The organism is Sphingobacterium bovisgrunnientis, assembly GCF_009829085.1.
Classification (GTDB): Bacteria; Bacteroidota; Bacteroidia; order Sphingobacteriales; family Sphingobacteriaceae; genus Sphingobacterium; species Sphingobacterium bovisgrunnientis.
Genome location: NZ_WUQY01000021.1, coordinates 1 through 14,902, shown reverse-complemented (window position 1 = coordinate 14,902; position 14,902 = coordinate 1). Strand labels below are relative to the sequence as shown.

Genomic DNA, 14,902 nt, shown 5'->3' with positions numbered 1-14,902 from the left:
ATTGTTTGTGATAAAATGATTTTTCTAATTTTTTATTAACTCATTACTTTGCATTACGGCAACACATGCCGCTGCAATGGTTTGTATATTTTCTAAGTCTGATATTTCTATAGTTGTTTTTTGGGATAATCTAGGTATACAATAAATATGTATGGATGATTGAATCTCAGGAAGGAGAATAGCGCCAAATGATGCACCAATCCCACTTATTATTACTTTTTGTGGATTTAGTATATGGATTAAAGTTGCAATGCCTTTGCCTAGCATGAACCCCATTTTTTTAATAGCATGTATACTTAATTGATCACCAAGTTTATAAGCTTGAATAAGCGAATTGAGAAATTGTGATTTGTCTTTGTTTTCTATATTAGGGGCTAAAAGAGATACTTCCCCGTTATTTAAACATTCTTTTATGTACTCAACTGCAGATTCTAATGATGCCTCTACTTCTAAGCATCCTTTTTTGCCACAAGAGCAGAGTTTGTTTTCATCTGCTAGTGGTATATGACTAAATTCTCCTGCAAAACCATTATAGCCTCTAAAAAGTTGTTGATCTACAATAATACCAAGTCCTACTCCCCAAGTTAGATTAATAACCAACGAGTGATTAGTTATTTTTGCCTTGCCAAAATGTTTTTCTGCAATTGCGATTGCTGAGGAATCATTTTCCATAAAAGTGTCGATTTCTACATCTTTTTTAATTCTATTTGGTAGATCATGTAGTGGTGATTCTTTTGGAAAAGAATTATTAACACCTTCCTGAGAATCAACAAAACCTGGTGTCGTGATTCCTATTCTTAATATTGGATGATCATTGTACTTCTCAGCTATTTTGCGAATATGTGTTACAATTGTGTTGTAGATGTTAATATCATCAAAACCATTAATATTTATATCAAGCTCCTCCATCAAAGATTCGTTCAAAATATTAAATAATCCCATAGTAATAGAGTAGCGGTTTATGCTGACTGTGAGTATATTACCAATGCTGCTTTTATTTAAAATATAAGATGAAGCTCTCCTTCCACCCGTGGATGCTCGTAATCCGTGCGATAAAACTATATTTTTATCTACTAAATGCTGTATCGTTTTAGCAACAATTGGAACGCTTTTACCAATAGTATGACTTATCTCAGCTATCGACTGCGCGCCAGAAAAGTAAATCGATTTGATTACTTGCGTATGTAATTGGTCAAACATAGGTTTATAAAAATGTAACGTAAAGTTAGTGTTTATTTTTTTTTAAAACCAAAATCTTTTTAAAAAAAATATTAAGTTGAGAGAAGTTGTTGCATTATTTAAAATGAATAAGTTCTCAAATGTATTTTCTATCTTCGATTCTTTTAACTAAAACACCTGTTTTAACTATGAAACAACGCTATTATTCGCTGGATGTATTTCGAGGCGCCACCGTGGCGCTTATGATTTTGGTAAATAATCCAGGAACTTGGGGAACTATGTTTGCACCATTAAAACACGCTCCTTGGCATGGATGCACACCAACCGATTTGGTATTTCCGTTCTTTTTATTCGCTGTCGGTAATGCTATGTCATTCGTCATTCCGCGTTTGCAAGAAGCGGGGGATGCTATATTCTGGAAAAAGGTAATCAAAAGAACTGTTCTTATTTTTCTAATAGGTTTGGGATTAAATTGGTTTCCATTTGTGCAATGGATTGATGGGGCATTACAATTCAGAGAGTGGGTGAGTAGTGTCGATCCTACAAAAGGTGTACGAATTTTAGGCGTACTCCAACGTATCGCTATTGCCTACTTTTTTGCATCCATACTTGCATATTATTTCAAACCTCGTACATTAATTTACATTTCAGCGCTGATTTTATTTGGTTACTGGGGGATATGCGCGGTATTAGGCGGAGAAGATCCATACTCTCTAGCAGGTTGGTTCGGAACAGCTATAGATAAAGATATTCTCGGCGTAGCTCATATGTACAAAGGAGAGGGCGTGCCTTTTGATCCAGAAGGGTTGATGAGTGCTTTGCCAGCTGTTGTTCAAGTTGTGTTCGGTTATTTAGCCGGAGTTTTTATTAAGAAACATGGGCAGGTGGATTGGTTGTGGACTAAAGTTCCTACTTCTTCTGAACCACATTTTAAATTATTGTCTGGTCTTTTTGTTACAGGGTTTATATTAATTGTACTGGGTTGGATTTGGTCTTTAGGTTTTCCGATTAACAAGAAAATTTGGACTAGTTCATATGTGTTATATACAACTGGATTGGGAATTATGACTATAGGGGGGATGATTTGGTATATCGAGGTGCAAGGTGTTAAAAATTGGTTAACTAAATTTTTTGATGTATTTGGTAAAAATCCATTATTCATTTTTGTGTTGAGTGGTTTATTTCCAAAAGCTATGGCTTTAATTCGCATTCCCAACGGATTGTCTGATGCTGGAGATCAATTATACCTCACACCTTTATCATGGTTTTATCAAAATGTTTGTGCGCAAATCCCTGGCGTGCCTGAAATTGGTTCATTCGTTTATTCATTGCTGTTCTTGGCTCTGATGTGGATAATCGGTTATTTTATGGATAAAAAAGGTATTTACGTAAAGGTTTAAAGGATTTGAAAAATTTGGGAATGATATTGATAAATTTAAATTCCTTTTTATTTTCTAATTTAAAGTCCTATCTTTGCAGGCAATTAATAATTTTTATAACACTTTAATATTATTCAAGAATGTATTTAAGTAAAGAATACAAAGCTGGTATCTTCGCAGAATTTGCAGGTGCAGCTGACAACACTGGTTCTGCAGAAGGACAAGTTGCTTTATTCACAAAAAGAATTGCTCACTTAACTGAGCACTTGAAAAAAAACAGAAAAGATTTTAACACACAACGTTCTCTACAAAAATTAGTAGGTAAACGTCGTTCATTATTAGCTTATTTGTACAAAAAAGATATTAACCGTTACCGTGCGATCATCAAAGGTTTAGGTTTACGTGATATCATCAAGTAAGCTTCATACAGTGAAAAGCTTTAAAAAGCCATCCAATTTGGATGGCTTTTTTTGTGCTTATTCATATAAGCCTATTCGAGTAATTTTTTTATTTGTCAGATTTAGATCTATATCTAAAAAATAGTATGCGCCATCTGATATCATTGGCAGGTCGGCACCCAAAATATCTTTCGCTTCAAGTGATAAGAACAATATTATTATTTTATGTCCATTTTGATCGACATAGGGTAATACTTTTTTATGGTAGGATTTAAAGTAGCAACAGTCCTCTCTATTAGGAGTCATTAAATATTTATCATTGTAAATTGTATTTTTAGGCATAATTTTATCAACCGTATCTTTTACTAACCACTCTATTTCAAATAGAGTTTCGTTATTGATTGGAAATATTTCTTTAAACTTTTTTTTCTTTTTTAAGATACCTGTTGTTACTGTTTCATAATGAATGACATGATATTTTGGGTATTTTTTTATGTCATAAGTATTCTTTTGTATGAATACTGTCGAATCTATTTTGCGTACAAAATCTATTTTACCATTCTTCATAAATTCTACATATCCATTAATAAGAAGCAAAGTGTCATTTGTGAGATAAATCTTATCTTGTTTTATTTTTGCTTTTCCATACTTGTAGTCAGTATGTATTGCTCTTATATATATTATTGGGGTCTTGTACTTCTTTCTTGTAGCTCAATGAATACGTACTGTCTTCAAAAATAGTTAGTTGATAATCTAAGGTGTCATGATGTCCATGACTGAAAGGTAAGACAGTTTCAGTAGCTAGTAAAATAGGTTTATGAGTAGATTTCTCAGTTTTTTCTTTACAGGAAATAATAGAGTGAAAAACTAGGTAAAGTAATGTTATGTATACGGTGTATTTAGGCATTTTTTATGACTTACTGTGTTTATAAAAGTAATAATTTAAGGAAAATAATAATTACCTTTGATAGAATTTTTAAAAGTCATAAAAATCGATGCATCTGTATAATAAAGAGGAAAATGCATCACTATTAACAAACAATGAGTTATAACGAACAAAAAGTAACAATCGACTTAGGTGGCGGTCTTGCACCTATCGAATTGTCTACAGGCAAATTGGCTAAACAAGCTGATGGTTCTGTCGTATTAAAACAAGGAGATACGATGTTGTTAGCAACAGTAGTATCATCAAAGGACGCTAAAGCAGGTGTGGATTTCTTACCATTATCTGTAGATTACCAAGAGAAATACGCGGCTACAGGTCGAATCCCAGGAGGTTTTTTACGTCGTGAAGCGAGATTATCTGACTACGAAGTCTTGATTTCACGTTTGGTAGATAGAGCTTTACGCCCATTATTCCCTGAAACATACCACGCAGATACGCAAGTAATGATATCTTTGATCTCTGCTGATAAAGATATTATGCCAGATGCACTAGCTGGTTTAGCAGCTTCGGCAGCATTAGCAGTGTCTGATATTCCATTCAACGGTCCTATTTCTGAAGTTCGTGTAGCGAAAATCGATGGTCAGTTGGTTATTAATCCACGTTTATCTGAATTAGAAAGAGCTTCATTAGAATTTATGGTAGCTGGTTCTGCGCAAGATATCGTGATGGTAGAAGGTGAAGCAAACGAAATTTCGGAAGCTGAAATGGTAGAAGCTATCGCTTTTGCACACGCGGCTATCAAAAAACAAGTAGCTGCACAATTGGAATTGTCAAAATTAGTAGGTTCAGAAACTAAACGTGAGTTTAACCACGAGCCTTCAAACGAAGAGTTGAGAGCTCAAATTTTCAGCGCTACTTACGATAGAGTGTACGCGATTGCAAAATCTGGTTCAGCTAAACACGAGCGTACAGAAAAATTTGCTGCTATAGCGCAAGAAGTTATTGAGTCATTAGGTGAAGATCTTGATGACGAAACTAAATTCTTAGCGAAGAAATATTTCCACGACGTACAATACGATGCGGTTCGTAATCTATTATTAGACGAAGGAATCCGTTTGGATGGTCGTGATTCACGTACTGTTCGTCCTATTTGGTCTGAAGTTGATTATTTACCTGCAGCGCACGGTTCAGCAGTATTCACACGTGGTGAAACACAATCGTTGACTTCAGTTACTTTAGGTGCTAAAGACGATGAGCAAATGATTGATGGCGCATTCATCAATGGTTACAACAAATTTATTTTACACTATAACTTCCCAGGTTTCTCGACAGGTGAAGTAAGACCAAATAGAGGTGCTGGTCGTCGTGAAATCGGTCACGGTAACTTAGCATTACGTTCATTGAAAAAAGTATTGCCGGCTGATTCGGAAAATCCTTACACAATTCGCGTTGTTTCGGATATCTTAGAATCAAATGGTTCTTCATCTATGGCAACTGTTTGTGCGGGTACATTAGCTTTATTGGATGCAGGTGTGAAATTGAAAGCTCCAGTATCAGGTATTGCAATGGGATTAATCACTGACGAAAAATCAGGCAAATACGCTATACTTTCAGATATCTTAGGTGATGAAGATCACTTGGGTGACATGGACTTCAAAGTAACAGGTACAGAGAATGGTATCGTTGCTTGTCAGATGGACTTAAAAATCAACGGTTTGAAATGGGAAGTGTTGACTCAAGCGTTGGATCAAGCGAAAGAAGCTCGTCTTCACATCTTAGGTGAGATGAAGAAAACGATCGATGCGCCTCGCGAAGATTACAAGCCACATGCTCCACGTATCATTCAATTGATTATTGATAAAGAATTTATCGGTGCTGTAATCGGCCCAGGTGGTAAAATCATCCAAGAAATGCAACGTGAAACGGGTGCTACTATTGCTATCGAAGAAGTTGATGGCAAAGGTATCGTTCAAATCTTTGCAGATAATAAAGCTGCAATTGATGCGGCTACTACACGTATCAAAAATATCACAGCAAAACCAGAAATCGGTGCGACTTACGAAGGTAAAGTGAAGTCTATCATGGCTTTCGGTGCATTCGTTGAGATTATGCCAGGTAAAGATGGTTTATTACACATTTCCGAAATTGATTGGAAACGTATCGAAACTATGGATGGTATCTACAAAGAAGGTGATATCGTAACGGTTAAACTTTTGGAAATAGACAAACAAGGTAAAATGAAACTTTCTCGTAAAGCTTTATTGCCTCGTCCTCCACGTGAAGATAAACCTAAACGCGAAGAGAAACCAGCAGCTGCTCCAGCTCCTGATGCTCCAAAAGCTTAATTTATTTTAACATATAAAAAAAGCTCAACTTTAAAAAGTTGAGCTTTTTTTACTCACTTCTTTTCACTGGTTCCAAATCTTTCAATTCCTCCTCAGTAAATAGTCTGTAATGAACTTTAAAGGTTTTTCCGAGGGGCGTTTCTAAAGAAAAGCCACCAGGCCCAAAGCCATCCAGTACATCTAACGTAAAATGCGAATATTGCCAATATTCAAACAAATCGCGATCTATCCAAAATTCGTAACCTTCGGCTAAGCCAATCATAGCGTCATTCATGCGCGGAAAATAGCCTCCTTTTTCAAAACATTGTGGCTGCGTACCTTCACAACATCCACCTGCTTGATAAAACATCAAATCGCCGTGCTGGGCTGCTAATTGCTGAATAATGTTTTTTGCTTCTTTTGTTACGTCTAGTCTTTTGATCATAATAAGTTGATTTGACAAAAATGGGGTTTACAGTGAAACCCCATAGAATTGTAAAGTGTGTGATTTGTTAAAAGAATCCTAACTTTTCTTTATTATAAGAAATAAGCATATTCTTCGTTTGTCTGTAATGATCTAACATCATTTTGTGATTTTCACGACCAATACCAGATTGTTTATATCCTCCAAATGGTGCGCCAGCAGGATACGAGTGGTATTGATTTACCCATACGCGACCAGCTTGGATGGCACGTGGAACAGTATACAATTGGTGTGCATCACGTGTCCATACACCAGCTCCTAATCCGTAAATCGTGTCATTCGCAATTTCGATAGCCTCTTTCTCGTCTTTGAAGGTAGTAACTGCCAATACTGGTCCAAAAATTTCCTCTTGAAATACACGCATTTTGTTGTGACCTTTTAATAGCGTAGGTTGAATGTAGTAACCTTCCTCAAATCCTTCACCTACGTTGTTTACATCACCACCAGTCAATACTTCTGCTCCTTCTTCTTTACCTAGTTTGATATAAGAAAGGATTTTATCTTTCTGGATTTTCGAAGCTTGCGCACCCATCATTACTGTTGGATCCAATGGATCACCAACTTTAATCGCATTAACACGTTCGATTACTCGCGCAATAAATTTGTCATAAATTGACTCTTGAATTAGTAAGCGCGAAGGACAAGTACATATTTCACCTTGGTTCAATGCAAATAGTACGGCACCTTCAATAGCTTTGTCTAAGAAAGCATCATCCTGATCCATTACAGACTCAAAGAATACGTTTGGTGATTTACCGCCCAATTCTAATGTCACTGGAATAATGTTCTCCGTGGCATATTGCATGACCATACGACCAGTGGCTGTAGATCCTGTAAACGCTGCTTTTCCTACTTTTGGATTCGTAACTAAAGCACGACCTAATTCTGAACCGAAACCATTCACAATGTTAACAACTCCTGGAGGAATTAAATCTCCAATAACTTCCATTAGTACCATGATAGATGTAGGGGTACTTTCTGCTGGTTTTAATACGACAGTATTACCTCCGGCTAGCGCTGGTGCTAATTTCCAAACAGCCATTAGCAACGGGAAGTTCCAAGGGATAATCTGTGCGATAACACCGATTGGTTCGTGTACGATTAAGGAAACTGTGTTAGCATCCAATTCACTTAACGAACCTTCCTCTGCACGAATAACGCCAGCAAAATAGCGGAAATGGTCAATTGCTAATGGAAGATCGGCATTCAACGTTTCGCGAACAGCTTTACCATTGTCTACTGTTTCTACTGCGGCTATATATTCTAAATTTTGCTCAATGCGATCCGCTATTTTATTTAAGATAATACTTCTTTCTGTCGCTGATGTTTTGCCCCATGTTTGGAATGCTTTTTCAGCAGCATCCACAGCCAATTCTAAATCTTCTTTTGTTGAATGTGCAGCCTGTGTAAACACTTTACCATCTAAAGGTGAGATATTGTCAAAATATTTACCTTGCACAGGAGCTACGAATTTACCCCCAATGTAATTGTCATAACGCTCTTTAAACGTTGGTCTTTGAATAGTACCCATATTAGTGTTTATTTATTTGTGTTATCTGTTTATTCAAAAATACCCAACACGATTTTCAAGGTTTAGCATTTTTGTGTCAAAGTGTAGAATTATTGTTTCTTCGTATGTCAGCATTTTGTTATATTTGATTACGAGCCAATTATAAAAGTTTGATTAATATGATGAACAAATCTTTTATAAATACCCTTCCATTTTCAAGGGAAAATGAAATTACTACACTTATCGAGAATAAGCGTTCTTATGCTGTCGATGAGATGGAGCTTCATGTTTTTGAGACCTATGAGGCAAGTTCGCTCGTGCCTTTACAGTTTGGTGATATGGTTTTGATTAATATGCTAGAAGGTAAAAAAGTCATGCATATTGGCGAAATTCAAGCTTTTGATTATAATCCTGGACAAATGCTTATGTTGCCTTCTTATACAAAAATGCTGATCGATTTTCCGGAAGCGACTTTGCACAAACCCACACAGTGTACGGCTTTAGTGGTGAGCAAACAAAAGATTGACTCCATCTTAAATTACTTAAATGAGTTTAGTCCTAAACATCAGATGATTGGGGAATGGAATTTCAATCCAGACTTATTTTATTTGTACAATACGCCTGAATTGACAGAACTTATGAATAAGTTCTTCAAAATCATGATGGACAACAATGCATTGAAAAGTGTTTACGCGGATTTAACGTTTAAAGAAGTAATGATACGTCTGATGCAAGCCCAATCTTTGTTGGCGTTAGAAATTGGTAGTTCTGCGAATGCGGTGCTATTGCATTTAAAAGAGTTTGTTCGTACACGAATTACAGAAAAAATTTCGATAGAGTCTTTAGAAAAAGTCGCGAATATGAGTAAATCCAGTTTGACGCGAATGTTTAAGAAAGAGCTTGGAGTAAGTCCAATGGAATACGTTATCAGCGAACGTATGAATAAAGCAAAGGAACTGTTGAAGATAACTAAATCTGTCAAAGAATCCTGCTTTGGATCAGGATTCAGTGACGTCAATTATTTTGTGCGCTTATTTAAAAATCGAGAAGGAATCACACCAGGTGCTTATATGCTTTCCGTATAATATTAATACTTCATTACACGATCCAACTCACGTTTGCTATCGCGCTCTTTCAAGGTTTCGCGTTTGTCGAAGTCTTTCTTACCTTGCGCTAATGCGATTTCAATCTTGGCGTAGCCGCGTTCATTGATAAAGATGCGAAGTGGCACAATGGTAAAACCTTTTTCTTCACCTTTCTCCTTTAATTTTTTCAATTCTCTCTTTGTAAGAAGCAATTTTCTGTCGCGTTTTGCTTCATGATTATAGAATGAGCCAAATGAATATTCTGCGATATGCATATTGCGGATATAAAGCCCATCATCAAAAAAAGAACAGAAACTATCGTTAATATTTGCTTTCCCTTCACGCATCGATTTGATCTCGGTGCCCAACAATTGTAGGCCAGCTACATATTTATCCAGCAAGTGATATTCGAAAGATGCGCGTTTATTTTTAATATTTATTTGTGAAGATATAGCCATATTTTGATGTTTCTTAGCTGCAAATTTAATAAAATAATGTGTTGAATTTAATATTCTTAATTCTTGTTAGTGTATTAACAATAACTTAACTTTATGATATTTATAAGTTTATAAAATTGCAAATAATCGACCAAATTTTTGTATGTTTGCACGTTTTGGTTAAAGTTTAAATAACGGAATTAATACGTAAAAAAGGGTTAATTGGTGCAATGTTAGATTAAAGTCATAGTTTTAACATAATTTAACAAGTTCAGTTTTAATCCGTAATTTTGACGATTATTTGATTTTAGTCAAAAAGTAAAAAATCGCATTTAATAGAAATATCTATAGCATGAGCAAGGGAAAGTTAAGTGAAAGAACATCGAAGTTTCTTCAAGAACAACTAGAGCCTATAAAAGCAGCTGATTTATACGCATACTTTAGACCCATTCAATCCAAGCAAGATACAGAGGTGGTGATTGATGGTCGACGTGTATTAATGTTTGGTTCGAATTCGTATTTAGGGTTAACTACAGATCCACGTATTATTAAGGCTTCGCAAGACGCTTTGGAAAAATACGGTACGGGTTGTGCAGGATCTAGATTCTTGAATGGTACGCTCGATATTCACGTAGAATTAGAAGAAAAATTGGCTGATTATGTGGGTAAGGAAGCAGCGGTTTTGTTCAGTACAGGTTTTCAATCTAATTTAGGTCCTTTGTCGTGTATCACTGGTCGTAATGACTATATCTTATTGGATGAACGTAATCATGCTTCTATCATTGATGGTAGCCGATTGTCATTTTCCAAGGTGATTAAATATGCGCACAACGATATGGAAGATTTACGTGCTAAATTATCACGTCTTCCAGAAGATAGCTTTAAATTAATCGCTACAGACGGTATCTTTAGTATGGAAGGTGACATTGTCAATCTTCCAGAATTGGTTAAAGTTGCGGATGAATTTGATGCTGCGGTGATGTGTGATGATGCACACAGTTTGGGTGTGATTGGTCACAATGGTGCAGGTACGGAAAGTCATTTCGGTTTGCAAGGTAAGGTAGATATGATTATGGGAACTTTCAGTAAATCATTGGCTTCTTTAGGAGGTTTTGTGGCAGCTGATAAGGACACTATTGAATATTTAAAACACAAGGCTCGCTCTTTGATGTTCTCTGCAAGTATGACACCAGCTTCTGTAGCTTCTACATTGAAGGCGTTGGAAATCATACAAACAGAGCCTCAACACATTGAGAAATTGTGGGCTAATACAAACTACGCAAAAAAATTATTATTGGATAGTGGATTTGATTTGGGTGAAACAGAAAGTCCAATTTTACCGATTTTTGTTCGTAATAATGAAAAAACATATTACGTTACAAAAACTCTTCAAGACAATGGCGTATTCGTGAATCCAGTTGTTGCGCCTGCTGTTCCTGCGGAAGAGTCTTTGATTCGTTTCTCTTTAATGGCTACACATACTTTTGAACAAATCGACGAAGCTGTCGAGAAAATGGCTAAAGTATTCAAAACTGCTGAAGTGGAGACATTTGTAGGTTAAGTTTACTCTTAAAATATAAAGGACATGATGAATATCATACCTGTAGTGAATAAAAAACAACGTGCGGAATTTATAGATTTTCCGCATGATTTGTATAGGGGGGATTCGAATTACGTGCCTGAGCTTTTTGTGGCGCAAGATGATTTGTTAAATCCCAATAAGCATCCATTCTACAAGCATTCCTCAGCTCAGCTTTTTTTAGCGTATGATGGCGATAAAATTGTCGGAAGAATAGCCGCTATCTGTAATACGCAGCACAATTCTTTTAATAATGTAAAGGAAGGGCAATTTGGTTTTTTTGATTGTATAAATGATCAAAATGTTGCTAATGCGCTGTTCGAAGTTGCACAGGCTTGGGTGAAGGATAAAGGTGGTGAGAAAATCGTTGGTCCTATAAATTTATCTACGAATGAAACTTGTGGTTTATTGATTGAGGGATTTGATCGTCCTCCAGTAGCCATGATGACTTACAATTATCCTTACTATATTGATTTGATAAGCAATTTCGGCTTTGAAAAGCAAGTGGATTTATTTGCGTATGATATTCCGACAGCTAAAGCAAGTGATCGTTCAGTCCTATTGATGGACAAATTGGAAGAACGTTTAAAGCGTTCTGGTGTTACCTTGCGTCTTATTGATCTAAATAATTTCAAGTCCGAAGCTGAGAAAATTAAGCAGGTTTACAACAAGGCTTGGGATAAGAATTTAGGTTTTGTGCCTATGACGGACGATGAGTTCGCATATGTTGCCAAAGATTTGAAAATGATTGTAAATCCGAATTTCTGTATAATCGCAGAGAAGGAAAATCAAATAATTGGCTTTGCCGTTGGTATTCCAAATATCAACGAAATTCAGATTAAAATTAAGCGAGGACGTTTATTGCCTACGGGAATTTTCAAATTGTTATTCGGACGCAAGAAAATTAAATCACTTCGCGTGATGATGTTGGGTGTGTTGGAGGAGTATCGCAAGATGGGTATTGAGGCATGTTTATACGGTCGAATTATTAAGAATGCGAAAATCTATGGCATTGAGCGTGGTGAATGTTCTTGGATGCTGGAACATAATTATATGATGAATCACGCCATTGAGCAAATCAATGGTGAATTGTATAAGCGTTACCGTATCTATGAGAAAACAATATGAGGAAAAAAGTTTTCATAACAGGAGCAAGTGGTTTTGTCGGTTCGCACTTAGTCGAAGCTGCAAAGGAGAAAGGTTGGGAAGTGCATGCTGCTGTCCGTTCATCTAGCAAAACGGATGATATTAAAGCTTTTGTTGACAAATTTATTCATCCTGATTTTGGGAATGTAGAAGAATTGCAACAACTTTTTCTACACGAAAAATACGATTACGTAATTCATGCCGCAGCATTGACAAAGTCAAAGTCTGAAGAAGAAATGCTTCGTGTCAACGTAGGAATGACGCAAAATCTGATGCAAGCCGCATTTGCAGAAGGCGTGGAGTTAAAGCGTTTTGTATATGTCAGTAGTTTGGCTGCAATTGGCCCAATAGCTTTCAATAGCTCTGAGGATATTCACGAAGAAACAGATTATCGACCACTAACGGTATATGGGCGTAGTAAGAAGACTTCTGAATTAAATATAAAAAAACGATTTGCCGACAAAGCGATTTCGGTATTTCGTCCAACAGCGGTGTATGGTCCACGTGAAAAAGATTTGTTTATTTTATTTGATACATTAAACAAGGGGTTTGATCCTTACATCGGTGCTAATCCGCAGAAGTTGAGTTTCATCTACGTCAAAGATTTGGTGGGTATTTTGCTGAAAGGATGTGAAGCACCACAAGAAGGATTAGAATTTTATAATATATCGGACGGTCAAGTATATTCCAAGTATGCGATGGCCGACATCTTTAGAAAAACATTTAAAAAAAAGGCATTGCGTTTGCATATACCTTATCGAGTTGTAGCTTTTATGGCACGTATATCTCTAATGTTGTATAAAAATTCCAGTAAAACGCCTGTCATATATCCCGAACGCTTAGGAGAATTGACAGCGGAAAATTGGAGTTGTGATATTAGTAAAGCGAAGCAAAAGTTGGGTTTTACGCCCAAATACGATCTTGAAAAGGGTTTGGCAGCGACATTATTGTGGTACAAAGACAATAATTGGCTATAAAAATAAAGTAATGAGTGAAGGAAAAATTGACAAGAAATTGTTTGCGGACAGAAAACGTACAAATATATTAAGTGAACCAGAGCAGCGTTTTATCACGTATCTATTGCCAAAAATTCCTAATTGGTTGTCTTCGGATGGCTTGACGGCTATTGGTTTCTTTGGGTCATTGATGATTATGGGAAGTTTCTTGTTAGCAGAATATGTAGACAGAAGTCTTATTTTAGTTGGTGCTCTTGGTTTCTTTGTACAATGGTTTGGAGATTCTTTAGATGGACGTATTGCTTTTTACCGTAATAAATCACGCAAGTGGTACGGCTTCGCGCTGGATATTATTATGGATTGGATTAGTGTGGTATTCATTGGACTTGGGTATGTGTTTTACGCGCAAGGTGATTTTAAATACGCTGGATTTGCTTTAGTTGCACTATACGGTTGGGCAATGATTATTTCGCAGTTGCGTTATAAAATCACAGACAAATATACGATTGATGCTGGTTTGGTTGGGCCTACGGAGATACGCGTTATAATATCGCTTGTGTTTTTATTGGAAGCTTTATTTGTCGGCTCAATTCACTATTCAGTTATTGTAATCTGTATTGCGCTGTTTTTTATTAATATGGGTGATACAAAGAAATTGTTGGATATGGGGGATGAGCGTGACAATGCAGAGAAATTAGCAAAGCAAAATCAAAGTAAATAATGAGTTTTAAACTAAAAGAATTTCTAAAGGCACAGTTGTCTGCTTTCTTAGGCGGCATGACTGACCTTGCAATTTATTCTTTTTGTTATAAGGTGTTGAGTTTCTCAGCACCTTTTTCTAATGCGATAAGTGGCTCTTTAGGTGCAATTGTTAATTTTCTAATTAATCGCTATTGGTCTTTTGGTAATACTAAAACATCATTAGGTTCCCAACTCTGGAAATTTATTATTGTAGTAATTGGAAGTATTAGTCTGAAATCATTGGGTATTTATATTCTAGTCGATATATGGCAATGGCATTTTTTGTTGTCTAAATTATTAGTCGAAATTATTGTTTCACTTGGATTTAATTTCACACTTCAGAAGTTTTGGGTTTTTAAGAAGTAGGTGTATTTACATTAATATAAATCCCTTTTAGCATGTGTAGAAGTATTTCTTGTTTTACTTGTTCTCATAAATAGCCTCGTTTCTTATAGTTTTTAAAAAATAATTCACATATACACAATAAGTTACGATTAATTTCGTTTTTATTTTTCAGAAACGCTTTGAGTTGATGTATAAATGTTTCTATCTTTGCACCACTCCGCAAGGGAGGAACGCTGGTAACAGCGATGAAATACGAGGTTAGAGACAGTTTAAACTGAGAAATCGGGAAAACAAAAAAGAAAAAATATTCAAATAAAATTTGCGGATTAAAATAAAGTTTCTACCTTTGCAGTCCCGACGGAAATGAAGGGAAAACAAAAAAGATAAGTACAGCAGTAATGCTCGAAATATAAGAAGAAGCGCGATGCGGATTCGATAGAAGTTCTTTAAGAA

The 14,902-nt window shown here is 36.0% G+C and carries 14 protein-coding genes; 9 read left to right on the top strand and 5 right to left on the bottom strand.

Going from position 1 to position 14,902, the window contains the following annotated elements:
• Window positions 1-24 precede the first annotated feature (24 nt).
• Window positions 25-1,200, bottom strand: coding sequence for an ROK family protein (locus tag GOQ16_RS10925; RefSeq protein ID WP_160069312.1), 1,176 nt, complete (start codon window positions 1,198-1,200; stop codon window positions 25-27).
• Between the two features lie 167 nt (window positions 1,201-1,367).
• Here GOQ16_RS10925 and GOQ16_RS10920 point away from each other — a divergent pair, with 167 nt between their 5' ends.
• A complete protein-coding gene (locus GOQ16_RS10920; RefSeq protein WP_160069311.1) occupies window positions 1,368-2,579 on the top strand; it encodes an acyltransferase family protein in 1,212 nt (403 codons plus the stop codon).
• 119 nt (window positions 2,580-2,698) lie between these two features.
• Window positions 2,699-2,977, top strand: a complete 279-nt coding sequence (gene rpsO, locus GOQ16_RS10915) for a 30S ribosomal protein S15 (protein ID WP_132777454.1) — start codon at window positions 2,699-2,701, stop codon at window positions 2,975-2,977.
• A 57-nt stretch (window positions 2,978-3,034) separates the two neighbouring features.
• Here the strand turns inward: rpsO and GOQ16_RS10910 are convergent, their stop codons facing one another.
• Window positions 3,035-3,523, bottom strand: coding sequence for a hypothetical protein (locus tag GOQ16_RS10910; protein WP_160069310.1), 489 nt, complete (start codon window positions 3,521-3,523; stop codon window positions 3,035-3,037).
• Between the two features lie 474 nt (window positions 3,524-3,997).
• Between GOQ16_RS10910 and pnp the strand changes: the two genes are divergently transcribed.
• Window positions 3,998-6,187, top strand: a complete 2,190-nt coding sequence (gene pnp, locus GOQ16_RS10905) for a polyribonucleotide nucleotidyltransferase (RefSeq protein ID WP_160069309.1) — start codon at window positions 3,998-4,000, stop codon at window positions 6,185-6,187.
• Window positions 6,188-6,236: 49 nt separating this feature from the next.
• On the opposite strand, the gene GOQ16_RS10900 is transcribed toward pnp, so the two are convergent.
• Window positions 6,237-6,611 carry a DUF779 domain-containing protein gene (locus tag GOQ16_RS10900; protein ID WP_160069308.1) on the bottom strand — a complete coding sequence of 125 codons (375 nt, stop codon included), beginning with the start codon at window positions 6,609-6,611 and terminating at the stop codon, window positions 6,237-6,239.
• A 67-nt stretch (window positions 6,612-6,678) separates the two neighbouring features.
• A complete protein-coding gene (locus GOQ16_RS10895; RefSeq protein WP_160069307.1) occupies window positions 6,679-8,181 on the bottom strand; it encodes an aldehyde dehydrogenase family protein in 1,503 nt (500 codons plus the stop codon).
• Window positions 8,182-8,339: 158 nt separating this feature from the next.
• Between GOQ16_RS10895 and GOQ16_RS10890 the strand changes: the two genes are divergently transcribed.
• Window positions 8,340-9,245, top strand: a complete 906-nt coding sequence (locus GOQ16_RS10890; RefSeq protein ID WP_240141018.1) for a helix-turn-helix domain-containing protein — start codon at window positions 8,340-8,342, stop codon at window positions 9,243-9,245.
• Between the two features lie 2 nt (window positions 9,246-9,247).
• On the opposite strand, the gene smpB is transcribed toward GOQ16_RS10890, so the two are convergent.
• On the bottom strand, window positions 9,248-9,703 hold the full coding sequence (gene smpB / locus GOQ16_RS10885) for an SsrA-binding protein SmpB (protein WP_160069306.1): 456 nt from the start codon (window positions 9,701-9,703) through the stop codon (window positions 9,248-9,250).
• Window positions 9,704-10,034: 331 nt separating this feature from the next.
• Between smpB and spt the strand changes: the two genes are divergently transcribed.
• Genes spt through GOQ16_RS10860 form a run of 5 tightly spaced genes read left to right on the top strand, consistent with a single transcriptional unit; the run spans window position 10,035 to window position 14,470 of the window.
• On the top strand, window positions 10,035-11,243 hold the full coding sequence (gene spt, locus GOQ16_RS10880) for a serine palmitoyltransferase (protein WP_160069305.1): 1,209 nt from the start codon (window positions 10,035-10,037) through the stop codon (window positions 11,241-11,243).
• Window positions 11,244-11,267: 24 nt separating this feature from the next.
• On the top strand, window positions 11,268-12,389 hold the full coding sequence (locus GOQ16_RS10875; protein WP_160069304.1) for a GNAT family N-acetyltransferase: 1,122 nt from the start codon (window positions 11,268-11,270) through the stop codon (window positions 12,387-12,389).
• Complete coding sequence (locus GOQ16_RS10870) at window positions 12,386-13,384, top strand: NAD-dependent epimerase/dehydratase family protein (RefSeq protein ID WP_160069303.1); 999 nt, start codon at window positions 12,386-12,388, stop codon at window positions 13,382-13,384. The genes GOQ16_RS10875 and GOQ16_RS10870 overlap by 4 nt, the downstream gene beginning before the upstream one ends.
• Window positions 13,385-13,394: 10 nt before the next feature.
• Window positions 13,395-14,084 carry a CDP-alcohol phosphatidyltransferase family protein gene (locus GOQ16_RS10865; protein ID WP_149914695.1) on the top strand — a complete coding sequence of 230 codons (690 nt, stop codon included), beginning with the start codon at window positions 13,395-13,397 and terminating at the stop codon, window positions 14,082-14,084.
• Window positions 14,084-14,470: a GtrA family protein gene (locus tag GOQ16_RS10860; protein ID WP_160069302.1), complete on the top strand. Its 387-nt coding sequence runs from the start codon at window positions 14,084-14,086 to the stop codon at window positions 14,468-14,470. Before GOQ16_RS10865 ends, GOQ16_RS10860 begins: the two co-directional genes overlap by 1 nt.
• Window positions 14,471-14,902: the final 432 nt, after the last annotated feature.